The organism is Streptomyces sp. NBC_00461, from assembly GCF_036013935.1.
Lineage (GTDB): Bacteria > Actinomycetota > Actinomycetes > Streptomycetales > Streptomycetaceae > Streptomyces.
On sequence record NZ_CP107902.1, the window covers coordinates 8,215,598 to 8,239,101 of the forward strand.

Sequence of the window (23,504 nt, forward strand, 5' to 3'; positions counted from 1 at the left end):
CGGGGCGGGGCGAGGCGGGCCACGACCTGCCGATGCCCCGCGAGGCCGACCGGTCTCGCGGGGCGACGTCAACGCGTCGGTCAGTGCCCGAAGTCGAACCAGTTCACGTTCACGAAGTCCGCCGGCTGGCCGCTGGTGAAGGTCAGATAGACGTCGTGTGTGCCGGTCACCGAACTGATGTTGGCCGGGACCGTCCTCCAGGTCTGCCAGCCTCCGGTGTTGGCGAGGGAGAAGCTGCCGATGGGCGTGCTGGTCCGGCTGTCCAGGCGGACCTCGACCAGGCCGCTCACGCCGGAGCCGGCGCCGCTCGCCACGCGCGCGTGGAACTGGGTGGCCGCCGTGGAGCCGAAGTCGACGCCCTTGTAGAGGGCCCAGTCGCCGTTGGCCAGGGAGCCGATGTCCTGGCCGCCGCCGGTGTCGGCGGTGGTCTCCGCGCTGGTGCCGGACTGGCTGTCGTACGACTCGGCCTGGATGGTGCTGTAGGCGTCACGGTTGCCGGTCGGCGGGGGCGTGGTGCCGCTTCCGGTGGCCGACAACACCTGGACGTAGTCGACGACCATCGGGTGGCCCGACTGGGTGTCGCCGTCCAGGCCACCGCCGAGCGCGTCGGGGAAGGCGCCGCCCATCGCCACGTTCAGGATGAGGAAGTAGCCGTGGTTGGTCGCGTTGGCCCAGGTCGTCGCGTCGACCTGATTCGCCGTGACCGTGTGGTAGTTGACGCCGTCGACGTAGAAGCGGATCGCCTCCGGGCTCACCGAGCGGTCCCACTCCATGCTGTAGGTGTGGAAGCCCGACTGGCACGTGGTGCCCGGGCAGGCGACGGAGTTGCCGATGCCCGTCGTCTCGTTGCACGGGCCGCCGGGGTTCGTGCCGCAGTGCATCGTCGCCCAGACCTTGTTCAGGCCCTGGACGTTCTCCATCACGTCCAACTCGCCCACGCCCGGCCAGTTCTGGTAGTTGCCGCGGTAGGGGGCACCCAGCGCCCAGAACGCCGGCCAGTAGCCCTCGGCGGCGGTGCCCGTGACGTTGGGCATCTGGATCCGGGCCTCGACGCGCAGCTTGCCGCCGGCCGGGGGCTGGAAGTCGGTACGGGTGGTCTCGATACGGCCCGAGGTCCAGCGGCCGGCCGAGTCGCGCAGCGGGGTGATGCGGAGGTTGCCGTTGCCGTCGAGGGAGACGTTGCCGGTGCTGTTCGTCATCGTCTCGACCTCGCCGGTGCCCCAGTTGGCGGGGCCGCCCGGATACGAGGTCCCGGTGTCGTACTGCCAGTTGGAGGTGTTCACGCCGTTGCCCGCGGCGCCGTTGAAGTCGTCGAGGAAGGTCTGGGTCCAGCCCGACGGGGGCGTGGGCGCGGAGGCGTCGGCGGACTGGGTGGCGGTCGTGGCGAGCACCGCCGCCAGGCCGAGCGTGCTGAGTACGGCGATGAGTGCGCGTCGCCGTCTGGGTATGCCGGAAGTTGCACTCATAGGGGGGTGCCTCTCGGGTACGGAGTGATGGGCTGCGGGGGTGCCTGCGCATTTGAGAGCGCTCTCAACGTGGGCCCAATGTGCTCCCGGCCACTCCGGCCGTCAAGAGTTAAAGCAAGGAAAGTCCTTCCCGCGCAGGTGGGTTCACCCCATGAACGACGTTTGTGCCGCCTTATGAGCTGCCCCATGAGCCGACCGCACTCCCCGCCCGCCACTCCGCCCACGACAGGTTCCAGCCGTTGAGGCCGTTGGCCGGATCGACGGTCTTCTCGCCCGAGTTCCTGACCTTGACCACATCACCGAGCATCGAGCTGTCGTAGAACGTGTAGCCGTCCACCGAGGTGTCGTTCGCGCCAGGGCCGGTTCCTGAGATTCCTGTGAGGACTCGCGCTGAGAAGGCCCGAAACCACGGTTGTCCCGGCCCCAGGGTTTGTGAACAGAGTATGAGCGGCCCGACCGGGGCCCTGAGTATCCGCTGAGATCCCCGCCACGGCATGGCTTCCCCACCTCCCGGTCGGAACAGTTCGAAAACTGCGAACGACCGACCATCGCCGGAGGTATACGTGACCGAAGTCCGCGAGCCGCACACCGTGGCCGTCGTCGGAGCGGGCGCGGCGGGCACTCTGACCGCCGTCCAGCTCTGCGAGACGGCGACGCGCCGCCGGACACCGCTCGACCTGGTCCTGCTCGACCCGTCACCGGAAGCGGGCCGCGGCACCGCGTACACGACACGCGACCCACGCCACCGCCTCAACGTGCCTGCGGGCGGCATGAGTTGCTACCCCGACGACCCCGGCCACTTCACCCGCTGGCTGTGCCAGCACGGCGAACCGACCGTCACCGCGGCCGACTTCGCCACCCGCTACCGCTACGGCGCCTACCTCGCCGACACCCTCGCGCAGGCCATCGTCCGGGCCCAGGGGACGGTCTCCGTACGACGGCTGCGCACCCGCGCCGAGAGCTGTACCGACACCCCCGACGGCCGGGTGGACCTCCACCTCGCCGACGGGGGACACCTGACCGCCCACAGCGCCGTCCTGGCCACCGGCCCCGCGGCTCCCTCCGCCGGCTGGGCCCCGCCCGCCCTGCGCACCTCGACCCGCTTCGTCGCCGCGCCCTGGAGCACGGGTGCCCTCGACGGCCCGCGTTCCGACACCGCCGACGTACTCCTCGTCGGCACCGGTCTGACCGCCGTCGACCTCGCCCTCACCCTGGACCGCCCCGGCCGCACCGTCCACGCCCTCTCCCGCAGCGGCCTGCTGCCCCAGCCGCACGCCCTCACCCCGGCCGGCCCGATGAGCCCGCCCGAGGACCTCGACGACACCTCGCTGGACCGACTGCGCAGGGCCGTCTACCGCCACATCAGCCGCTCCGTACGCACCCACGGCGACTGGCGCCCCGCCCTCGACAGCCTGCGCCCGCACACCACCCGCCTGTGGCACAGCCTCACCCCCGAGGACCGCGCCGAGTTCGTCGCCCGCGAGGGCGCCCTGTGGAACACCCACCGCCATCGCATGGCCCCCGCCACCGCCGAGTCCGTCTCCCGGGCCCGTACGGCACGCCGGCTCAGCGTCCACAGGGGCACGGTGACGGACGCGGTGGAACACGACGGCTCGCTCGCGGTCACGCTCTCCAACGGCCGGACCCTGCACGTCGGCTGGGTGATCGACTGTACGGGGCCGGGGCGTCGCTTCGACGATCCCCTGTGGCGCTCACTGCTCACCTCCGGTGCCGCCGCGCCCGGCCCGCTCGGCATGGGAGTGGCCACCCGTGACGGGCGGCTGCTGGACGCCGAAGGGCGCGCCGGTCGCCCGCTGTTCACGCTGGGCGCCCCGCGCCGAGGCGAACTGTGGGAGACGACCGCGATCCCCGAGATCCGCGTCCAAGCGGCCGCCCTGGCACGGCAGTTGCTCGCCCCGCTGAGGCCCGCACCCCGCCCCTCCCGTCGTCCCGTCGACGGACACGGCCTTCCTCTGAGCACCCACGCCGAGGCGGCCGCCGCCTACCGCAGCGGCCTCGACCGGGTCCTCAAGGTCCGGGCCGGCGCCGACGACGCCTTCGCCCGCGCGGTCGCCCTCGACCCCGGGTTCGCCCTCGGCCATGCCGCCCTCGCCCTGCTCGGCCACGAGTGCGGCGCCGACGTCGACGTACCGCGTGCTCTCGCCGAGGCCCAGCGGTCCGCCCTCGAACGGGCCGACGAGCGGGAGCGGTCCTTCGTGGACGTGGTCACGCGCCGGGTGCACGGCGACTGTGCCGACGGGGGTGGCGGGGCCCTCGTACGACACCTCGACGCGCACCCGGGCGATGCGCTCGCGCTCGCCGCCGCCGTACCGACCATCGCCTTCTCCGGAGTCTCCGACCTCGACGGCGACCAGGCCCTGCGGCTGGTCGAGCGGACGTCCGCGGCCCACGACGGCCACTGGTTCCACACCTCGCTGCTGGCCTTCCTCCGGCAGGAGCAGGGCCGGCTGCACGAGGCCGGCGAACTCGCCCACCGCGCCCTCGCGGTCGAGCCCGCCTCCGGGCATGCCGTGCACGCGCTCGCCCACGTCCACTACGAGTCCGGCGCGCACCAGGCGGGCCGGGACTGGCTGGATGGCTGGGTGGCCGGGCAGGGCCGGGGCGCGGTGCACCGAGCCCACTTCTCCTGGCACATCGCCCTGCACGAACTCGCCCTGGACGACCCGGCGGCGGTGCGCAGGCGGTGGTTCGCCCAGCTCGCGCCGGGGCGGGTGGTGACCGGCGTGCGGGCGCTGGTCGACTCGGGGTCGCTGCTGTGGCGGGCCCGGCTGAGCGACAGCTGGCGGGGCGAACTGCCCGCCGCGGACGTCCTGGACACCGTCGCGCGCGACGTACTGGAACGGCCGGCGACCGCCTTCACCGCCCTGCACGCCGCCGTCGCCCTGGCCGCCGCGGGGGATCTGCCGGCCCTGCACCGGCTGCGCGACCACGCCTCCGGTGCCGACGAGGTGCAGCGGGAGGTCATCGTGCCCTTGTGTGAGGCGTTCGTCGCGCTGGTCGAGGAGCGTTTCCACGAGGCGGCGCGTGGGCTCGACGCGCTGCTGCCGGTGCTGTGCCGGGTGGGCGGCAGTGCGGCCCAGCGGGAGGTGGTCGAGGAGACGCTGCTGTACGCCCTGGTGTCGGGGGGCCGATGCGACGCGGCTCGTCGGCTGCTGGACACTCGCCTGGACCGCAAGGAGGCGCCGCGGGATCGCCGGATGCGGGCCGGCCTGTCGGCCTGAGCGCTTGGTGGGTTGCGTTGTCGCTTGCCTGCGGGTCCGTTGTGGCTGGTCGCGCAGTTCCCCGCGCCCCTTGAGGGGGCACCGCCGGATGCGGGTCGGGCTGTGGGTCTTGCCGCGGGGGCGGGATGTGTGTCGTGTCGTTCGTCTGCGGGTCCGTTGTGGCTGGTCGGGAGAGACGGTGGTGTGAACGAGTGGTCGGTCGACCTCGTCCTTCAGGCTCGCGGCGCGGGGGGTGTGGGCGGATCGCCGGAGGGAGCGGTTTCCGGTCCTCAGCCGTACGGGGGAGAGAAGAGGGCGGCTCACTCCCGCGGGGGAGGCGGCGGCGACGGGAATCCTCCCGCCGGTGCGGAGGTTGGGATAGACAGGTATCCGCGATCTCCGGGGAGCGCCATGTCCGAGGAACCAGCCGTCCGTGAGCTACGCCTCGTCGTCACGGCGCCCGACTACGACGCGGCACTGCGCTTCTACCGCGATGTCCTCGGCCTGCCCGAGCGGGCCGCCTTCTCCTCACCCGACGGCCGGGTCACCATCCTGGAGGCGGGCAGGGCCACCCTGGAGCTCACCGACCCGAACCACGCCGACTTCATCGACGAGGTCGAGGTGGGGCACCGGGTCGCCGGCCACATCCGGGTCGCCTTCCAGGTCGACGACTCCACCGCCGCCACGGCACGGCTGGCCGCCGCCGGCGCCGAGGTGCTCGCCCAGCCGACCCGCACGCCGTGGAACTCCCTCAACTCCCGCCTGGAGGCGCCGGGCGCACTCCAGCTGACACTCTTCGAGGAACTCGGCGACTGAATCGCGACAGACCCTAGGCGGGTCCGGGCGTCACCAGTCCCGTCTCGTAGGCGCAGATCACCGCCTGGACGCGGTCCCGCAGACCCAGCTTGCTCAGCACGTTGCTGACGTGGGTCTTCACCGTGTGCTCGCTGACATCGCGTCCCGCCCGGCCCCGGCGATCGCGTCGAAGGAGGCCTCCGCGCGCTCCGGATCGCTGCGCAGCACGACGGGTCCGGCCTCCGCCTGGACGACCATGAGGCTCACCGCGTGGGCGAGGATGTCGTGCATGTCCCGGGCGATCCGGGCGCGTTCCTGGGCGATGGCGCGCGCGGTGTCCGCGGCGCGCTCCCGCTCCAGGCGCCGGGCCCGGTCCTCCAACTCCGCGGTGTAGGCGCGCTGGACGCGGGCGACCCGGCCGAGCGCGTAGGCGCAGGCGATGCACAGCAGATGGAAGGCGTACTCGAAGGGCCGGGCGTCCTCCTTGTGGTGCATGGTGACGGTGACCCCGACCGCCCAGCCCGCCAGCATCACGTGGCGCTGCCAGGGCAGGCCCCGGGCGGCCATGGTGTAGAGGACGACGAGGCCGCCGTACATCACGTCGGGCGGGGGCGCGTGGTAGACGGCCATCGCGGGCGTGGCCGCCGACACGGCCCAGGCGGTCGCGAACGGCGCCCGCCGCCGCCACACCAGCGGCACCGCCGTGGCGGCCCCGAGGAGCCAGCCCTGCCAGGTGAGCGGGTCGTCCCCCTCGTCGGGGAAGATCCACTGCAGCGAGACCGCGAACAGCACGAGCGCGGCGAGGGCGGTGTCGACGGCGTACGGATTCGCCGTACGCAGGCGGGCGGCGGCCTGCGCGTACCAGGACGGCGTGTACCAGGACTGCGGGGACATGGGCGGCTCCTCGGGGCAGGGGCCGTTCCAGTATCACGACGGGTGTGCGGGCGGGGCCTCGCCGGTGAGAGGGATATCCGGGGCCGGTCGGCGGGGCGCAGCCGAGCCGGTTCGGGCCGGCGGCAACGGGTGACGGGAGCGGGGGAGCCCGTGCCGCGGACCGGTTCCTACGGTTCCTTGGCCGGTCGCCAGCCCAGTGCCCGCGAGATGCCGAGTGCCGCGAGCCGGACCGCCGGTATCAACGCCGGTACCTGCGCGTCGGCCTGCGGTACGACCACCGACACCGCGGCGAGGACCGCGCCGCCCGGCCCGCGCACCGGTGCGGCCACCGACAGGGCGTCGTCGGTGACTTGGCGGCTGCTCACCGCGACTCCCGTGCGCCGTACCTCGGCCAGCACCCGGCGCAGCCGCACCGGTTCGGTGACGGTGTACGGGGTGAAGGAGGTGAGGGGGCCGCCCAGGCAGTACTCCTCCTGGAACTCCGGACCGCAGTGCGCCAGCAGCGCGAGCCCGACCCCGGTGGCGTGCAGCGGCCAGCGCGCGCCGACGCGGATGTGCACGCCGACGGCGCTGCGACCGGAGAGCCACTCGATGTAGACGACCTCGTCGCCGTCCCGCACCGCCAACTGCACGTTCTCGTGGGTCGCCTCGTACAGGTCCTCCAGATACGGCAGGGCGATCTGCCGCAGCGCGAGCCCGCGCGGGGCGAGCGCCGCCACCTCCCACAGCCTGAGCCCGACGTGGTAGACGCCGGACTCGTCCCGCTCCAGGGCGCCCCAGTCGGTCAGGGCGGCCACGAGCCGGTGCGCGGTGGTGAGGGTCAGCCCGGCCCGTCGGCTGATGTCCGTCAAGGACAGTGCCGGGTGCTCGTGGTCGAAAGCGGCGAGCACGGACAGCAGCCGTTCGGGCGCGGAGCGCAGGCTCATGGCCGGGTGTCTCCCGGGTGGGCGAGGTCGTACGGGCGGGGGTAGTCGGCCGGCTGGTAGGTCACGTAGCGCGGCTCGGTCGTCGCGTCCTCCCGCGCGGCACGGGAGTTGAGGGTCTCGGGTGAGGTGTCCCAGCGGCCCGTGTCCAGCCGGTGCTCCAGGGTGTGCAGGGCGCCGAGTATCTCGCCGGCGGTGAAGGCGCAGTGCCCGGGCCCGTCGACGTACGCCTGGCTGAGCAGCCGCCCCGCGCCGGCCGCGGTGGCGGCCCGGCGGTAGGCGCTCTCGGCCTGGACGGGGATCAGGGCGTCGCCGGTGGTGTGGATGTCGAGCTGGGGGTCGGTGAGCCGGCCGGTGAGGACGCTGGTGTGCCGCATCCACCGCACGGCCGCGGGGTCGGCCTTGATCCGAGGTGCACGGTTCAGTGCCGTGAGGTCGGTGCGCAAGGACAGTCCCGCCTCCTTGTAGAGCTCGCTCACCTCTTTGTACAGCGGGGACCGGCGCAGCATCGCGGTGTAGTCGACGCCGGTGTTCCAGGCCGTGTTGCCGCCCGCCCGGCTCTCCGCCTCCTGCCGCCAGCTGAACGCGGGCAGCTGCACCAGCCCGGTGACGGCCGTGTACTGGTTTGCCTCCTGGCCGTCCCAGTCGGTCGGGCCCGGCTTCGTCTGGGTGGCGTCGTTGTAGCCGGGGATGTTGTGCAGGGCGGCGGCGAGCGCGATACGGGCGCGGCCCTCGGGGGACTTCTGGGCGGCGGTGGTCTTCGAGCCGAGCGTGTTCGCGGCGGCGACGGCGGCCGACTGGTCGGCGAATCCGGTGAGCGGGATCTTCTCGCCGGGCGCGAGCAGGGTCTTCAGGGCGAACACCGGGTCGAGGGTGCTGTTCCAGTTGGCGACGCCGCCCTGCACCAGCCCGCACATCGACAGCGATCCGTCGAAGCGGTCGGGGTGCCGCTCGGCGAGGGTCGTCGTGACGAGCCCGCCGTACGACGTGCCCCAGGCGAGCGTCCGCCGGGCCGTGCCGAACTTCTCCGTGAACAGATCCAGGGTGGCGAGCTGGTCGGGGACCGCGTCCGTCACCGCCCAGCCGTTGGTGGCGTAGGACGAGCCGATGAGGGCGTAGCCCTCGGCCAGCAGCTTGTCGCGGGCGGTGGAGCTGGGGGAGTCCTGCGCCGGGTTGGGCCAGCCGACGGCACTGTAGCCGTGGCTGTAGAGCAGCACGGTGCCGTTCCAGCCTGCGGGTACGTCCATCAAGTATGCGGCGCCCGAGGGGAGTTGGCCCTCGATGTGGGTGTCGCCGGCCGCTTGCGCGGGCACGGCGGCGGCCGCGCTCAGGGTGAGGGTGAGCGCGGTGAGGCAGATGCGGATTTTCAACGGGGGTCCCTTCCGGTGGGGGGTGCGGGACGAAACCACGGTGAAGTTAGGCACTTATCCATCGGGCGTCAATGAATCGCACAACACTGGTCCTGTCGGGGTACTAGCCGGGTCCGTCTTCCGTGATCCGCAGCAACAGGGCGTGCAGCGTCTCCCGCTCGGCCGGGTCCAGCGGGGCCAGGAGGTCGTTCGTCACGCGCAGCCCCGCCTCGTCGCTGCCCTGAAGGAAGGCGCGGCCGTCCGCGGTCAGGGCGACGATGCGGCTGCGGCGGTCGTCGGGGGAGAGGCGGCGCTCGGCGAAGCCGAGCTTCTCCAGGTCGTCGACCAGGCCGACGATCGCGCTCGGGTCATAGCCGAGCCGGGCGCTGAGCTCGCGCTGCAGGGCGCCCTCGGAGGTGGCGAGGAAGCGCAGGACCGCGTAGTGGCGCAGGCGCAGTCCCGACTCCTGCAGGGAGGCGTTGAACAGTTGTCCGGAGCGGATGCCGAGGCGGTAGAGCAGATAGCCCGTGTCCGCGTGCAGGCCGCGCATCCATGGCTCGTCCGCGTCGATCGAGGCTGCGTTCTCGGCGTGCTGGCGGGTGATGGCGGGCTCCCTGGTCTCGGCCCCGCAGGGGGCGTTCTCTCGGTACGCATTCCAGCATGTCGCACCCTGAGGTCTCCAACAACTATTGACGTCAACAATTATTGCTCTTAGCTTCGATCTCGTAGCCGCACCCAGGTGCTCGTCACGACACCTCGTGTGACCGCACCTCGTGCCGGCGCACCCTGCGTGACCGCACCCCATGTGAAGGGACTCCACCCGTGTCCAGCATCGATCTCACCGGCAAGGTCGCCGTCGTCACCGGCAGTGGCCGGGGCCTCGGCCTCGCCTACGCGCACGCCCTGGCCGCCCGCGGCGCCTCCGTGGTCGTCAACGACGTCGACGAGGCCGTGGCCGAGGCGGCCGTGAAGTCCATCACCGAGGCCGGCGGCACCGCCGTCGCCGAGGTGGTACCGGTCGGGACGACCGAGGCCGCCGAGCGGCTGGTCGGCCGCGCGGTCGAGGAGTTCGGACGCCTGGACATCCTCGTCACCAACGCCGGCATCCTGCGCGACAAGGTGCTGTGGAAGATGACCGACGACGATTTCGACGCGGTGATCACCACCCACCTCAAGGGCACCTTCACCTGCGCCCGCGCCGCCGCCGTCCGGATGCGCGAGCAGGGCGAGGGCGGCACCCTGATCCTGGTCGGCTCGCCGGCCGGCCAGCGCGGCAACTTCGGTCAGACGAACTACGCCGCCGCCAAGGCCGGCATCGCCGCGTTCGCCCGCACCTGGTCGATGGAGCTGGGCCGCGCGAACATCACCGTCAACGCGATCGTGCCGGTCGCGGCGACCGCGATGACCGAGACCATCCCCGCCTTCGCCCCGTACGTGGAGGCGCTGAAGAACGGACAGCCCTTCCCGGACTTCCTGCGCAAGGGCGAGGGCTTCGGCACCCCCGAGGACTGCGCCGCCCTCGTTCCCTTCCTCGCCTCGGAGGCCGCCCGCGGCATCACCGGCCAGGCCATCGGCATCGGCGGCGACAAGGTGGCACTCTGGTCGCATCCGCAGGAGATCAAGGCTGCGTACGCGGACGGCGGCTGGACCCCCGACTCCCTGGCCGACGTCTTCCCGACGTCCGTGGGGGCAGAGCTCCAGTCGGTCGGCATCCCGGCGCCCAACTTCCCGGAGGCGTGATGGCTCCCTCCATGAACGTCGACGACCTCGTCGCGATCGACGTCCACACCCACGCGGAGGTCTCCTCCAAGGGGCACTCCTCCCTGGACGACGACCTGCACGACGCCTCCTCGGCCTACTTCAAGGTCGAGGGCAAGCGGAAGCCCACCCTGGAGGAGACGGCCGCGTACTACCGGGAGCGGAAGATGGCCGCCGTGATCTTCACGGTCGACGCCGAGTCCGCGACCGGCACCGCGCCCGTCCCGAACGAGGAGGTCGCCGAGGCCGCGGCCGCCAACTCCGACGTCCTCATCCCCTTCGCCTCCATCGACCCCTTCCGGGGGAAGGCGGGCGTGAAGCAGGCCCGCCGCCTGGTCGAGGAGTACGGCGTGAAGGGCTTCAAGTTCCACCCGAGCATCCAGGGCTTCTTCCCCAACGACCGCTCGGTGGCCTACGACCTCTACGAGGTGATCGAGGAGACCGGCACGATCGCTCTCTTCCACACCGGCCAGACCGGCATCGGCGCCGGAGTCCCGGGCGGGGGCGGCATCCGCCTGAAGTACTCCAACCCCCTCCACGTGGACGACGTGGCCGCCGACTTCCCGCACCTCAAGATCATCCTGGCGCACCCGTCCTTCCCCTGGCAGGACGAGGCCCTCGCCGTCGCCACGCACAAGCCGGGCGTGCACATCGACCTGTCCGGCTGGTCACCGAAGTACTTCCCGCCGCAGCTCGTGCAGTACGCCAACACTCTGCTGAAGGACAAGGTCCTCTTCGGCTCCGACTTCCCCGTTCTCACCCCGGACCGCTGGCTGGCCGACTTCGAGAAGTTGTCGATCAAGGACGAGGTCAAGCCGAAGATCCTCAAGGAGAACGCCGCCCGTCTGCTCGGGCTGACCAAGCCTTAAGGGGCCGTAGATGCGCAATGAGGGACTGGGGTCGTGGCCCGCACGCCGGGCCCGCAAGACTCCGCACCGCTCCGCCCTGATCCACGGCGGCACCTCGCTCACGTACGCGCAGCTGTACGACCGCACCACCCGCCTCGCCCACGCCCTGCGCGCCCGGGGCGTGCGGCGCGGCGACCGCATCGCCTACCTCGGCCCCAACCACCCCTCCTACCTGGAGACCCTGTTCGCGGCGGGCACGCTCGGTGCGGTCTTCGTCCCCCTCAACACCCGCCTCGCGGGCCCGGAGATCGCCTTCCAGCTCGCCGACTCCGGGGCGAAGGCGCTCGTCTACGGCTCCTCGCACGCCGGGCTCGTCGCCGGGCTGCCGGGCAGTACCGACGTGCGGGCGTACGTCGAGGTGGGCGCCGAGTACGAGGAGGCGCTGGCCTCGGCCTCCGCCGAGCCCGTCGACGAGCCGGTCGTCCCCGACGACACCTGCATCATCATGTACACCTCGGGAACGACCGGCCGCCCCAAGGGCGCGATGCTCACCCACGGCAACCTGACCTGGAACGCGATCAACGTCCTCGTCGACACCGACCTGATCGCCGACGAACGCGCCCTGGTCTCCGCGCCGTTGTTCCACACGGCCGGCCTGAACATGCTGACGCTGCCGGTCCTGCTCAAGGGCGGCACCTGCGTCCTGGTCGAGGCCTTCGACCCGAACGCCACCTTCGACCTGATCGAACAGCACCGGATCACCTTCATGTTCGGGGTGCCGACGATGTTCGAGCAGGTGGCCCGGCACCCCCGCTGGGCGGGCGCGGATCTGTCCTCCCTGCGGATCCTGACCTGCGGCGGCTCCCCGGTGTCGACGCCGCTGATCGCCGCCTACCAGGAGCGCGGGCTCACCTTCCTCCAGGGCTACGGCATGACGGAGGCGTCCCCCGGCACCCTGTTCCTGGACGCCGAACACGCGATCAGCAAGGCGGGTTCGGCGGGCGTGCAGCACTTCTTCAGCGATGTACGCGTCGTACGGCCGGACTTCACCGCCGTCGACCTCGACGAGACCGGCGAGGTCGTCGTCCGAGGGCCGCACGTCATGCCCGGCTACTGGGGGCTGCCCGAGGAGACGGCCGCCGCCTTCGCCGACGGCTGGTTCCGCAGCGGGGACGCGGCGCGCGTCGACGAGGACGGGTACGTCCACATCGTCGACCGCATCAAGGACATGATCATCTCCGGGGGAGAGAACATCTACCCCGCCGAGATCGAGGACCTGCTCCTCTCCCATCCGGACATCGTCGAGGTCGCGGTCATCGGCGTGCCGGACGACAAGTGGGGCGAGGTGCCGCGCGCGGTCGTCGTCCCGCGCGAGGGCGCCTCCGTGGATCCCGACGAGGTGCTGGCCTCGCTGTCGGGCCGCCTCGCCAAGTACAAGATCCCGAAGTCGCTGGTGCTCGCGGACGACCTCCCGCGCACCGCCTCCGGGAAGCTCCTCAAGTCCCGCGTGCGCAAGCGCTACGGCACCGACTCCTGACCATTTCCTGACTACTTGAAGGACAGTTTCATGAGCGTCACCGTCAACGGCATCGACGAACTGAAGAAGCTCGCGGGCAGCGATCTGGGCACCAGCGAATGGATCGAGGTCACCCAGGAGCGCATCAACACCTTCGCCGACGCCACCGGCGACCACCAGTGGATCCACGTGGACCCTGAGAAGGCCGCAGCGGGCCCCTTCGGCGCCCCGATCGCCCACGGCTACCTCACCCTCTCCCTCTTCATCCCGCTGTTCACCGAACTCCTGGACGTCCAGGGCGTCACCACGAAGGTCAACTACGGCCTGAACAAGGTCCGTTTCCCGTCGCCGGTGAAGGTCGGCTCCCGCATCCGCCTGGTCGGGAAGCTCGCGGAGGTCGAGGAGGTGCCGGGCGGAGTGCAGATCACCGTGGACGGCACGATCGAGATCGAGGGCGGCGCGAAGCCCGCGGCCGTGCTGCAGAGCCTGTCGCGCTTCTACGCCTGATCCGGGCGTACCGGCACCAGGTCGAGAAGGCGCTCCGAGGCTTCCCGCGCGAGTGGCGTGAGCCGCTCGTGCACCGCCCGGAACGTCTTCTCGGCCCGTTCCGCCGGCCAGTCGTCCGGCAGATGCTTGACCGGGAGGCGCGGGTCGCGGCGGATGATCCGCAGCCACTCGGCCTGCAGCCGCAGCCGCAGGGCCAGGGCGTCGTCGGCGTCCGGCAGCCGGCTCTCCCAGGTCTCCCAGCGGCGCACGAACTCCTCGTAACCCGCGGCCAGTTCGGACAGATCCCAGGTGTCCTCGATCATGGCGCCGATGTCCATGCCGGCGTCGGCGTGCGCCCGGAAGACCTTCACATGGGCGGCGAGGCCCAGCTCGGACACCAGCTCCGAGACGTCGATCTCGCCCGGCGCGATCCACAGACCGCTGAACAGCGGGCCGAAGCCGCTCCACGTCAGTTTGGAGCGCAGATCGTGGCGCTGACGCTGCCAGGACTCGGGGAGGGAGAAGCCGAGCAGGGTCCAGGTGCCGTCCCAGTGCCGGTTGACGGCGCCGGTCTGCCAGACGCGGTGCTCGCCGTCCCGCAGCACCGCGATCGAGTGCTCGGTCAGGCCGAAGTACATCCTGCGGCCCTCGCGCTGGCGGCGCAGCAGTCCCCGGTTGGCCATCCGGGTCAGGGTCGATCGGGTCGCCTGCTCGCCGACTCCGGCGCGCTCGAAGACGTCGATCACGCTGCCCGAGTACACGCAGACGTCCCGCCCGAGCACCTGGTCGCCCAGGAACGTCAGCAGCAGGGACTGGGGCCGCAATGACTCTTCACCGGTCATGCGGCCACGGTACGACGCAGTTCCCCGCGCCCCCAAAGGGGCGCGGGGAACTGCGCGACCAGCCACGACGCTGCCGCAGACGATCGACGGCCCAATGAGGCTAGGCGCCTGCCACGTCGACGAACACGGGGTTCGAATAGAACCAGGTGTCCGCCCACGGGTCACCGTTGCCGGGCTCGTGCGGAATCGGCCCGTTCGGGTCGATCGAGGCGCCGAGGTAACCCGCGCCGTGACGGTTGCCGTCGCTGCCGCGCAGCCGGAGGTAGAAGGACTCGTGCCCCACCGTCAGCGGGATGCGCAGGGTGTACGTCCCCTTCCGGCCGGACACGTCCTTCGTCTGTACGACCTTGGTGTCGGGCGCCTTCCAGGTGTCGCGGTCGGCCACCCGTCCGCGCACCGTGCCCTGGATCACGTCGACGTGCGCCAGCTCGGGGAGGATTCCCTGCGGGTTGGGGCGGGACGCGGTCGTCACCGTCACGTGCAGCGTGACCTTCTCGCCCTTGCGGACACGCAGCCGCCCGCCGAGGGTGACGCCCCGGCCCGCGTCGCAGTCCCGCTTCACCCGGACGTCGAGCCCGTCCAGCAGATGCCCGTGGTCGAGCCAGACGCGGCCCGCACGCAGGCCCGCCATCACCGCGCGGTAGCCGTAGCGGGTCACGCCGACGTGGGTGCGGCTGAACTCGCCCGGCCAGAAGTCGCTGCCCGGCTGCGGGGTGTCGGTGTTCACCGGGTCCGGCAGCTTGCCGGTGTTGTCGAAGTTCTGCCCGGCCGGCCAGTCGCCGTTCTTCCAGGTGTCGAAGACGGTGCGGTGGTTGTCGGAGTTGGTGGTGATCGAGAACAGCCGGCCCTCGGCCAGCATCGAGTCCCACAGCCCGCCGACGGTCGCGGTCGCCCAGTCGAAACCGCCGTAGGTGAGGTAGGCGTCCGCCGGGTAGCCCGCCCAGGACTGCGGCGACGGCTTGTTCTCGTACTCACCGCGGATGGAGGTGCTGCCGCGCCAGCCGGGAATGGCCGCGCCCTGGGCGCCGGGCGCACCCTCCATGCCGATCATGATCTCGGGGGCGGCGTCCCGCCAGTTGCGCATCTCGTGCGGGGAGTCGATGCCGAGGCGCAGTGGGTGGTTGGCGAGGACGAGGACGTCATCGACGTATCCCGAACGGCGTTGCTCCGCAAGCCACTTGATCGCCTTGACGGCGTGCGCCTCGTTGCGGGCGGTGTCGGTGTCGGCGGCACCGCCCTTGTCGTAGCCGAGCAGCTTGCCGTCGTAGGCCAGCTCGAACTGCGTGAGCAGGTCGACCTCGTTCGGGCCGGGTGCGGCGAACACCGTGCAGTGCTCGGCGGCCGGGATGTACCACTCCAGGCCCTGGAAGATCAGCTGACGCGGGTTGTCCGCGCGGGCCTTGAGGATCTCCTTGTGCTCCAGCGCGGCGCCGTAGTGGGCGTGCCCGAAGTTGGAGTGCTCGTTGAACACCATCCAGTCCAGGCCGTACCTGGCGGCCGCCTGGGCCTGCTGGGAGAAGGTGTACTTCGCGTCGTGGCTGTAGACGGAGTGCACGTGGTGGTCGCCGACGAGATAGGCCAGGCGCGGGTCGTGGCCGCCGAAGCCGTGGCTGGTGGCGGCGACGGCCGGGGTGGCGGCCCCGCCCAGGGCGAACGCGGCGCCGAACAGGCCCGCGCGGCGCATGAGCTGGCGTCTGGACACGCCCTGTGCGTCGAGGTCGGAGGGGGAGACAGAGGGATCGGCCCAGGCGGGCAGCTGCTGCTCGGTCATGGTCGCGCGTCCTGTTCTGGGGCGTCAGTGGGTCATGAAGGAGGTGACGGGCAGTGCCCGGGAGACGATCCGCACGTCGCCGAGGCGCCCGTGCAGGATCTGGTCGATCTTGTCGGCGTACGTGTAGCCGCCGAGCAGCCAGGGCAGGCCGACGGAGGTGATGCCCACCGAGGTGGCCTTCGGGTTGCGGACGACCGGGCAGCCCTCGACATACAGGGTGGTGTGCCGGCCGTCGTTGACGACAGCGAGGTGCCACCAGGTCTCCAGCGGTGTCTCCTGGCCCCAGTTGGTGGCGATGCCCTGCTGGTTGAGCGGGCGCATCGCCCACTGCGGCTCACGGTCGTTGGACAGCGAGAGGGTGGCGAGGGGCTCGTCCGGGTCGTCGGCGGTCTTGCCGGCGGCGCCGCCCGTGCCGGTGCGGCTGACGATGCCGGACCATGCGTTGTGGTCGGGATCCCAGTCGGCGGGCAGCCGGTAGAACGCCTCGATGGTGTAACCGTCCTTGAACGTCGCCGAGTTCAGCGGGGCGCCGTCGACGGTCTTCAGATACGCGCCCTTCAGCGGGGACTTGAATCCCGTGAACTCCAGGCTGCCGTGGCCCGGCTGGTCGGGGTGGTGGTCGGCGGACCAGCCGAGCGAGCCGCCGCCCACGGAGACCACCGTGAGGTCGTTGCCGTGACCGGACAGGTCTCGGACGGTGCCGGAGGCGGCCGACTCGAAGCGCCAGTACGCGGCCGTGCCCCGGACCAGCATCTTCGACGCGGGCCGCGCCGGACGAGCCGGCACCGGGGCGAAGCCGGCGAAGCGGTCCGCGAAGTCGATGTCGACGGAGAAGCGGTCGGCGTCGCCGCTCAGCTCGATCTCCTGCCGCTCCAGCTCGTTGAGGCCCTTCGCCGCCCGGCCGAGGATCCACGGGGAGACCGTCTCCACGTCGATGACGTTCCGGTCCAGGTCGAAGCGGTAGAGGCGGATCATCGCCGCGCCGCCGAAGTAGCGGTTCTGATAGTTGGTGAGGTGCAGGTGCACGTCGTTGCCCGCCGCGTTCTTGCGGGTCGCGCGGCCCGCGGGCCAGTAGTGGCCGTTCAGCGTCAGGAAGATCTGGTCGTGGTCCTTGATCAGCTGGTCCCACAGCTGCTGCCCGTAGTCCGACAGCGTGTCGTCCTCGACGACCAGTTCGTGCGTGGTCAGGATGACCGGCGTTTTCGGGTGCCGGGCGAGCACGTCCTTCGCCCAGGCGTACCCCTGCGCCGACAGCCGCCAGTCAAGCGCCAGGACCAGCCACTCGCGCCCGGCCGCCTTGAACACGTGGTAGGTGTTGTAGCCGTCCGAAGAGGCGCCCCCGAACGTCTTCTTGCCCTTGAAGCGCTCGGGTCCGAACGCGTCCAGGTACGGCGTCGAGCCGCGCTGGTCGTCCGTCGACGACTTCACGTCGTGGTTGCCGGCCAGGACGCTGTAGCCGACGCCCCGCCGGTCCAGCAGCTTGAACGCGTCGCTGATCCCCGCGAATTCGGCCTCGGCCCCGTTCTGGGTGAGGTCGCCGAGATGGGACAGGAAGACGATGTTGTCGGCGGTCCCGCCGTCCTTGTCGCCCTGCTCCAGCAGATAACGCAGCGACGCCTCGACCGGAGCCCTGTCGATGCTCGGTCCGTCGAAGAGGTACTGGGTGTCGGGCATGACGGCGATCGTGAAGCGGCGGCTGTGGGAGTCCGGACGCCAGCCACTCCTCTCGGCCGCCTCGGCGACGGCCGGCAGTGCGACCCCGGCCCCGATCCCGGCCGTGGCGGCGGCGCCGAGCAGCGCCGTGGCCCTGAGGAAACTGCGTCTTCCGGCACCGGCCTGCGCGGCTTCGCCCTGGTTGTGGTCATGGGAAGTACACACGTGTGCTCCGTGGAATGTGACATGTCGCATGAGGCATGGACATGAGAGAGGAAGGCGAGGGTTCAGAGAGCGCGCAGGGTCCAGCTCCAGCGATGGACACCCGGGGGAATGAGGTATGAGGGGGAGGCGTCGGGGCCGCACGAGGCCGTGCCGAGCCCGCGGTGCGCCGCGTCGAGATGCACCACGCACCCGGAGCGCGGCACCAGCTGGTCGTGGTGCGTGGCCGCGGTCAGATCCTCGGCGCGAAACCGCGTCACCGAGACCTGGCGCGGTTCGTCCAGCTCGATCGCGAGACCGGTCGCGTCCGGCGCGGACAGCGTGAAGCGCCGCACACCGTGCCGGCCGCCGCTCTCCTGCGGACGGAGATAAGGGGTGAACAACTCGTCGACGGGGACGGAGTGGTGGCCGACGGGCGCGCCGGCGCTCCGGTCGGGATACGACTCCCACGGCCCCTGCCCGAACCACTCCAGCAGATCGAGGCCCTCCGCCGTCTCGAAGACCGAGCCGACCCGCGCCACGTCGTGGAACTCGGCCGGCAGCGTCGCCTCCTCGTCGACCCGGACACCGCCCTCGACCGAGGTGAACACCTGCCGGTGGCGTACGACGCCGACGTTGCCCGCGTACTCGGCCTGCACGGTCACCCGCCCGCCGTCCTGCCGGACCGACACGACCTTGCGGACCAGGGAGTCGAGCCCCCAGGTCCGCCAGCGCGGCGCCATGCCGCCGAGCTCGTCGTTGTCGGTGGGCGCCCGCCACAGGGACAGAGCGGGAGCGGCCGTCAGCAGCGGATGCAGCAGCAGGCCCTCGCCGTCCACCGCGACGGGCCGGTCCACGGGAACGTCCTCGCGCCGGGCGGGCTCGCGCAGCCGCACCTGCGGCGTGCAGATCTCCGTGCCCCGCGGCGCCCAGGGCTGCCCCTCGGCCGTCGTCACCCGCAGCGTCAGCCAGGCCTCGCCGCCCTCGCGGGGCACGTCGAAGGGCAGCGGTACGGCCGCCGTCTCGCCCGGTCGCAGATCGGGGAGTTCGGCGGGCGCGGTCAGGGTGCGCCCGTCGGCCAGGGACAGCACCCACTGGCCGGACAGCCAGTCCAGGCCCCGGAAGTGCTGGTGGTTGCCGAGCACGATGCCCTCGTGCTTGTAGCACTCGATGCGCACCGGTGCCGCGATCTCCCGGTGCTCGTACAGGGCGGGCTTCGGGGTGCGGTCCGGGAAGACGACACCGTCGGCGATGAACGCGCCGTCGTGGATCGTCTCGCCGAAGTCGCCGCCGTACGCCCAGCGGTGGCCGGGCGCGGCGACACCGTTGTCATACAGCCCGGCGCCCGCGCGCCCGGCGGGTCTGCCGTCGCTCACGTGTTGCAGGATTCCGTGGTCCCAGAACTCCCAGATGAACCCGCCCTGAAGACCCGGGGTGGCCTCGATGGCAGCCCAGTGGTCGGCCAGCGTGCCGTTGCTGTTTCCCATGGCGTGGGAGTACTCGCACTGGATGAGGGGCCTGGTCTGCCGGCCCGACAGGGCGTGCGCGACGCAGTCCTCGATCGGCGCGTACATGGGGCAGGCGATGTCGGAGGCGTCGTCGGTCGCCGCCCAGTCCAGCTTGGCGGCCCCCTCGTACTGGATGGGCCGGGTCGGATCGTGCCGGCGCACCCAACCCGCCGCCGCGTCGTGGTTCGCGCCGTAGTCCGACTCGTTGCCCAGTGACCAGATGATGATCGACGGGTGGTTCTTGTCCCGCAGCACCATCCGCGAGACCCGGTCCACGAACGCGCCCAGGTAGCGCGGGTCGTCGGCGATCTCGTGGGCGTGGTCGTGGGACTCGATGTCGGCCTCGTCGACGACATAGAGACCCAGCTCGTCGGCGAGGTCGTACAGCGTCGGGTCGTTCGGGTAGTGGGAGGTGCGGACCGCGTTGAAGCCGAAGCGCTTCAGCAGGGCGAGGTCCGCACGCATGTCGTCGTACGACACCGTGCGGCCGGTCAGCGGATGGAAGTCGTGCCGGTTGACGCCGCGGATGAACACCCGCTCGCCGTTGACGAGGAGGTCGCGGCCGATGATCTCGACGTCGCGGAAGCCGACACGGTGGCGCGAGGTGTCGACGACGGTTGAGTCGCGGCGGTGCAGGCGGACGGTCAGGTCGTACAGCTCGGGGGTCTCGGCGTTCCAGGTGCGCACGTCCGGGACGGTGGCCTGGATCCGGGCCTCGCCGAGGAAGTCGGAGACACGGTCGTCCTCGACGTTGAAACGGTCGAACTCCCGGTCCTGGACGAGGAGTTGGCCCTCCATCTCGCCGCTGACGTACCAGCCTTCCGGCAATGAGCCGCCCGCGTCCCGTACCCGGCAGTCGATGCGCAGCTCGCCGTCGAAGGCGGCCCGCACGGTGACATCGGCCAGGTGCAGCGGGTCGGTCGCGTACAGCAGCACCGAGCGGGTGATGCCGCCGTGCCACCACTGGTCCTGGTCCTCGATGTGCGAGGCGTCGGACCACTTGACGACGGTGAGCCTTACGACGCACCGCTCGCCTGGGCGCACCACATCGCTCAGGTCGAAGTCGGCGGCCAGGTGGGAGTCCTTGGAAACGCCGACGGGCCGCCCGTCCACGTGCACCAGCAGCACGCTCTCGGCGGCACCGACCTGGAGCACGATCCGGCGTCCGGCCCAGTCGGCAGGGACGTCCACCTCACGCTCGTACACGCCCGTCGGGTTGGCGGCGGGCGGGTGGGGCGGGAACTCGGCGAAGGGCATCCGGACATTCGTGTACTGCGGCAGGTCGTCCGCGCCCTGAATGGTCTGCATGGTCCAGACGCCCGGGACGTACGAGGACGACCAGGCACCGCCGACCGGCGCGTCAGGAGCGGGCAGCAGCTGGAAGCGCCAGTCGCCGTCCAGGGAGAGGGCTCCGTCGCGCCGGTCGACGGCGTTCATCGGCAGCCGCCCCCAGGAGGTCACCTCAGGTGCCTCCCAGGGGCGGAGGGAGATCAAGGGATCGGCGGGGAGTGCGTCGGTCATGACCATTCCGAAGTCGGTGTGGTGGGCCGGAGCAAGGAGCGGCCCTGCAGGCCCCAGGCGGGGTTGACGGGGATGCCGAGACAGGCCAGGACGGTGGGGGCTATGTCGACGAGGCAGGGTGAGTCGAGCCGGGTGTCGCCGGCGCCGGAGGGCTCGGCGAGGATGACGAAGACCTCCTGTTCGGCAGGCGTGTCGCCACCGTGGCCCCCGGTGTCGAGGTGGCCGTGGTCGGTGGTGACCAGCACGGTCCACTGCTCGTCGGCACGTGCGGGGTCCGCGCGTCGGGCGTCGATCGCCTCCAGGAGACGCCCCAGGTGGGTGTCCTGGGAGAGGACGGCCCGGTCGTAGGCGGGGGAGAGGGGGCCCGTGTCGTGGCCGGCCTCGTCGGCGGCCCCGAAGTACACGAACACGACGTCGGGGTCTTCCTCGGTGAGCCAGCGTGTGGCGGTGCGCGCGACCAGACGGTCCGCGGTTTCGTAGCCGTCCGATTCGCCGTCGTAGTGCACACGCCGGCCGATGGCGGGGCCGAGTGTGCCACGGTGGACCAGTTCGGGCCAGGACACCGCGGACGCCGTGCGCAGACCGGGCCGGACCGCGACAGCGCGGCTCAGGAAGTCGGGGTAGCGGGCATAGTCGGAGCCGGTGAAGTCGTTGCCGGTCACCCCGTGACGGTCGGGCCACACCCCGGTCAGCACGCTCGACCAGCCGGGCCCGGAGTCGGTGTAGGCCATGCTGGTGGACGGCCCGTTCTCGGCCTGGCCGTTCACCTCGCCGTAGGGCAGCAGGCTGGTGCCGTGGGCGCCCGTGGCCATCAGGCCGTGCAGTACGGGCGCCGTGGACGGTGAACGCGTCAGCCGGTCGAAGCGCAACCCGTCCATGCCCACCACGAGCACCTTGCCGCGCCCCGACAGTCCTCCGTCGGCGGTATGCGTCACTGAGCGCCTCCCTCGCGAGACCGGTTCAACTGCCCTGTACCGCCCCTTCCGTGGCGCCCGCTATGAATCCGCGGGCGAAGATGGCGAAGACCACGACCAGCGGCAGGGCCGCCATGAGGACACCGGCCATGACCATGCTGTAGTCGGTGTTGTGACCGAGGTTGAGCTGGGCGAGTTCGACCTGGAGGGTCACGTGGTCGGGGTTGGTGAGCACGATCAGCGGCCAGACGTAGTCGTTCCACGCGTTGACGAAGGCGTAGATGGCGAGGAAGGACAGCGCGGGCCTGATCATCGGCAGGACGATGTTCCAGTACTGACGGAAGAACCCGGCGCCGTCGATGCGCGCGGCGTCGAGCAGTTCGTCGGGCACGCCGTTCTCTATGTACTGGCGCAGCCAGAAGATGCCGAAGGCGTTGGCGAGGGAGGGCAGGGCCAGCGCCTTGAGCATGCCCACCCAGCCGATCTTCGACATGAGGATGAACTGCGGAAGGATGGCCAGCTGGAGCGGCAGCATCATGAACAACAGCAGCGTGCCGAAGAGCACCCGGCGTCCGGGGAAGTCGAACTTGGCGAAGGTGAAGGCCGCCAGGGAGTCGACGAACAGCACCAGAACCGTGGTGGCACAGGCGACGAGGACCGTGTTGAGCATCGAACCGAAGAAATCGATGGTGTTCAGCACATGCCGGATGTTCTCCAGCAGGTGGGAGCCGAACGTCAGCTTCGGCGGGCTCTTGTAGATGTCCTGGGTGGTGTTGGTCGCCATGACGATCGTCCACAGGAACGGGAAGACCGAGACCAGGACGGCCAGGACGAGGAGGATGTGCGCGGTCAGGCCCTTGGGGCGGCGCAGCCGCCTCACGCCCTTGGCCGGCCGCGTCGTGCCGGCTGTGGTCATGGCTTCCTCCCTCGCTGCACGATGCGCCAGTTGATGGCGACGAGCACGATGATCAGTACGAAGAAGGCCCACACGATGGCCGCGCCGTAGCCGTAGTCGTTGTTGAGGAAGGCCGACTGGTAGAAGTACAGCAACGTGGTCAGACCCGACTGGCCCGGGCCGCCGAGGTTCTGGTTGGCGGCGTTGCTGGCGAACAGGACCTGGGGCTCGCTGAAGCTCTGCAGGCCGTTGATGGTCGAGACGATCACGGTGAACAGGATGATCGGCCGCATGATCGGGATGGTGATCTGGAAGAACGTGCGGATGGGACCGGCGCCGTCCATCTTGGCCGCCTCGTAGACCGATGTCGGGATGGCCTGGAGCCCGGCTAGGTAGATGATCATGTTGTAGCCGGTCCACATCCAGGTCATCAGCAGCGCGATGACCACCTTGATCAGCCACGGGTTGCTCAGCCACGGGACCGGCGAGATGCCGACCGCGCCCAGGATCGCGTTGACCAGGCCGAAGTTGTTGCTGAACACCGCGCCGAAGAAGATCGCCACAGCGACGATCGACGTGACGTTCGGGACGTAGAGGGCGATGCGGTAGAAGCCCTTGAAGCGGCGCACCGAATGCAGCAACGTGGCCAGGACCAGGGCGCCGAAGAGCGTGGGAACGGTGGACAGGACCCAGATCGCCAGGGTGTTGCGGATCGACAGCCAGAAGATCGGGTCGTCCCACAGGAACCGGAACTGCTGCAGGCCCACGAAGTGCATGGTGCCCACGCCGTCCCAGCGCTGGAACGCCAGATACAGCGAGTAGAAGACCGGGAAGAACGAGAAGGCGATGAAGATCAGGTAGAAGGGCGAGATCGCGAGGTACTGCCGCCAGTACGACAGCAGGCCGCGCCGCCTGGGCCGAACGGTGCCCGCGGGCGGGGTGC

General features: G+C 70.9%; 17 protein-coding genes and 3 pseudogenes. 6 read left to right on the forward strand and 14 right to left on the reverse strand.

Annotation, left to right across the window (positions count from 1 at the left end; genetic code table 11):
* Positions 1-80: 80 nt before the first annotated feature.
* Entirely contained in the window at positions 81-1,466 is a 1,386-nt protein-coding gene (locus tag OG870_RS38065; RefSeq protein ID WP_266591415.1) for a glycoside hydrolase family 16 protein, read from the reverse strand.
* 172 nt (positions 1,467-1,638) lie between these two features.
* A pseudogene (locus OG870_RS38070) lies at positions 1,639-1,821 on the reverse strand (hypothetical protein); the annotation flags it as partial.
* 208 nt (positions 1,822-2,029) lie between these two features.
* On the opposite strand from OG870_RS38070, the gene OG870_RS38075 reads away from it, so the two are divergent.
* Both OG870_RS38075 and OG870_RS38080 read left to right on the forward strand, forming a co-directional pair.
* Positions 2,030-4,708: an FAD/NAD(P)-binding protein gene (locus OG870_RS38075; RefSeq protein ID WP_327691950.1), complete on the forward strand. Its 2,679-nt coding sequence runs from the start codon at positions 2,030-2,032 to the stop codon at positions 4,706-4,708.
* 390 nt (positions 4,709-5,098) lie between these two features.
* On the forward strand, positions 5,099-5,503 hold the full coding sequence (locus tag OG870_RS38080) for a VOC family protein (RefSeq protein ID WP_266591419.1): 405 nt from the start codon (positions 5,099-5,101) through the stop codon (positions 5,501-5,503).
* Positions 5,504-5,516: 13 nt separating this feature from the next.
* Here OG870_RS38080 and OG870_RS38085 read toward each other — a convergent pair.
* The 5 genes and pseudogenes from OG870_RS38085 to OG870_RS38105 form a co-directional block, all read right to left on the reverse strand.
* Positions 5,517-5,639, reverse strand: a pseudogene (locus OG870_RS38085) (LuxR C-terminal-related transcriptional regulator); the annotation flags it as partial.
* Positions 5,624-6,376, reverse strand: a pseudogene (locus OG870_RS38090) (histidine kinase); the annotation flags it as partial. The pseudogenes OG870_RS38085 and OG870_RS38090, both read right to left, overlap by 16 nt.
* Positions 6,377-6,543: 167 nt before the next feature.
* Positions 6,544-7,302, reverse strand: a complete 759-nt coding sequence (locus OG870_RS38095) for an IclR family transcriptional regulator (protein ID WP_266525426.1) — start codon at positions 7,300-7,302, stop codon at positions 6,544-6,546.
* Positions 7,299-8,663, reverse strand: a complete 1,365-nt coding sequence (locus tag OG870_RS38100) for an alpha/beta hydrolase family protein (protein WP_266927854.1) — start codon at positions 8,661-8,663, stop codon at positions 7,299-7,301. The genes OG870_RS38095 and OG870_RS38100 overlap by 4 nt, the downstream gene beginning before the upstream one ends.
* A gap of 109 nt (positions 8,664-8,772) precedes the next feature.
* Entirely contained in the window at positions 8,773-9,198 is a 426-nt protein-coding gene (locus tag OG870_RS38105; protein ID WP_266525432.1) for a MarR family winged helix-turn-helix transcriptional regulator, read from the reverse strand.
* A gap of 272 nt (positions 9,199-9,470) precedes the next feature.
* Here OG870_RS38105 and OG870_RS38110 point away from each other — a divergent pair, with 272 nt between their 5' ends.
* From OG870_RS38110 to OG870_RS38125, 4 genes are read left to right on the forward strand one after another with little or no spacing between them, the layout of a single operon-like run.
* A complete protein-coding gene (locus tag OG870_RS38110; protein ID WP_323178500.1) occupies positions 9,471-10,388 on the forward strand; it encodes an SDR family NAD(P)-dependent oxidoreductase in 918 nt (305 codons plus the stop codon).
* Positions 10,389-10,399: 11 nt separating this feature from the next.
* On the forward strand, positions 10,400-11,275 hold the full coding sequence (locus OG870_RS38115; protein ID WP_266592593.1) for an amidohydrolase family protein: 876 nt from the start codon (positions 10,400-10,402) through the stop codon (positions 11,273-11,275).
* 10 nt (positions 11,276-11,285) lie between these two features.
* Positions 11,286-12,791, forward strand: coding sequence for an o-succinylbenzoate--CoA ligase (gene menE, locus OG870_RS38120; protein ID WP_266525434.1), 1,506 nt, complete (start codon positions 11,286-11,288; stop codon positions 12,789-12,791).
* Between the two features lie 30 nt (positions 12,792-12,821).
* Positions 12,822-13,277 (forward strand): MaoC family dehydratase, encoded by a 456-nt coding sequence (locus OG870_RS38125; protein ID WP_266591423.1) that lies wholly within the window; start codon positions 12,822-12,824, stop codon positions 13,275-13,277.
* Here OG870_RS38125 and OG870_RS38130 read toward each other — a convergent pair.
* The 7 genes from OG870_RS38130 to OG870_RS38160 form a co-directional block, all read right to left on the reverse strand.
* On the reverse strand, positions 13,268-14,098 hold the full coding sequence (locus OG870_RS38130) for a PaaX family transcriptional regulator (protein ID WP_266927198.1): 831 nt from the start codon (positions 14,096-14,098) through the stop codon (positions 13,268-13,270). The genes OG870_RS38125 and OG870_RS38130 overlap by 10 nt on opposite strands.
* A gap of 100 nt (positions 14,099-14,198) precedes the next feature.
* Positions 14,199-15,869, reverse strand: coding sequence for a PHP domain-containing protein (locus OG870_RS38135; protein WP_266525439.1), 1,671 nt, complete (start codon positions 15,867-15,869; stop codon positions 14,199-14,201).
* 24 nt (positions 15,870-15,893) lie between these two features.
* Positions 15,894-17,747 (reverse strand): LamG-like jellyroll fold domain-containing protein, encoded by a 1,854-nt coding sequence (locus OG870_RS38140; protein WP_327691951.1) that lies wholly within the window; start codon positions 17,745-17,747, stop codon positions 15,894-15,896.
* Positions 17,748-17,809: 62 nt separating this feature from the next.
* Complete coding sequence (locus OG870_RS38145; RefSeq protein ID WP_327691952.1) at positions 17,810-20,752, reverse strand: glycoside hydrolase family 2 TIM barrel-domain containing protein; 2,943 nt, start codon at positions 20,750-20,752, stop codon at positions 17,810-17,812.
* On the reverse strand, positions 20,749-21,687 hold the full coding sequence (locus OG870_RS38150) for an alkaline phosphatase family protein (RefSeq protein WP_327691953.1): 939 nt from the start codon (positions 21,685-21,687) through the stop codon (positions 20,749-20,751). Before OG870_RS38150 ends, OG870_RS38145 begins: the two co-directional genes overlap by 4 nt.
* Positions 21,688-21,712: 25 nt before the next feature.
* The gene (locus OG870_RS38155) at positions 21,713-22,582 is read right to left on the reverse strand and encodes a carbohydrate ABC transporter permease (RefSeq protein ID WP_327691954.1); all 870 of its coding nucleotides are present in this window, start codon (positions 22,580-22,582) and stop codon (positions 21,713-21,715) included.
* Positions 22,579-23,463, reverse strand: a complete 885-nt coding sequence (locus OG870_RS38160; protein ID WP_266525882.1) for a carbohydrate ABC transporter permease — start codon at positions 23,461-23,463, stop codon at positions 22,579-22,581. Before OG870_RS38160 ends, OG870_RS38155 begins: the two co-directional genes overlap by 4 nt.
* Positions 23,464-23,504: the final 41 nt, after the last annotated feature.

Excerpts from the sequence above, each read along its gene's own strand:
- OG870_RS38065 (WP_266591415.1), bottom strand. The coding sequence starts at position 1,466 with ATGAGTGCAACTTCCGGCATACCCAGACGGCGACGCGCACTCATCGCC.
- OG870_RS38080 (WP_266591419.1), top strand. The coding sequence starts at position 5,099 with ATGTCCGAGGAACCAGCCGTCCGTGAGCTACGCCTCGTCGTCACGGCG.
- OG870_RS38095 (WP_266525426.1), bottom strand. The coding sequence starts at position 7,302 with ATGAGCCTGCGCTCCGCGCCCGAACGGCTGCTGTCCGTGCTCGCCGCT.
- OG870_RS38105 (WP_266525432.1), bottom strand. The coding sequence starts at position 9,198 with ATGCGCGGCCTGCACGCGGACACGGGCTATCTGCTCTACCGCCTCGGC.
- OG870_RS38115 (WP_266592593.1), top strand. The coding sequence starts at position 10,400 with ATGAACGTCGACGACCTCGTCGCGATCGACGTCCACACCCACGCGGAG.
- menE (WP_266525434.1), top strand. The coding sequence starts at position 11,286 with ATGCGCAATGAGGGACTGGGGTCGTGGCCCGCACGCCGGGCCCGCAAG.
- OG870_RS38125 (WP_266591423.1), top strand. The coding sequence starts at position 12,822 with ATGAGCGTCACCGTCAACGGCATCGACGAACTGAAGAAGCTCGCGGGC.
- OG870_RS38130 (WP_266927198.1), bottom strand. The coding sequence starts at position 14,098 with ATGACCGGTGAAGAGTCATTGCGGCCCCAGTCCCTGCTGCTGACGTTC.
- OG870_RS38135 (WP_266525439.1), bottom strand. The coding sequence starts at position 15,869 with ATGACCGAGCAGCAGCTGCCCGCCTGGGCCGATCCCTCTGTCTCCCCC.
- OG870_RS38145 (WP_327691952.1), bottom strand. The coding sequence starts at position 20,752 with ATGACCGACGCACTCCCCGCCGATCCCTTGATCTCCCTCCGCCCCTGG.
- OG870_RS38155 (WP_327691954.1), bottom strand. The coding sequence starts at position 22,582 with ATGACCACAGCCGGCACGACGCGGCCGGCCAAGGGCGTGAGGCGGCTG.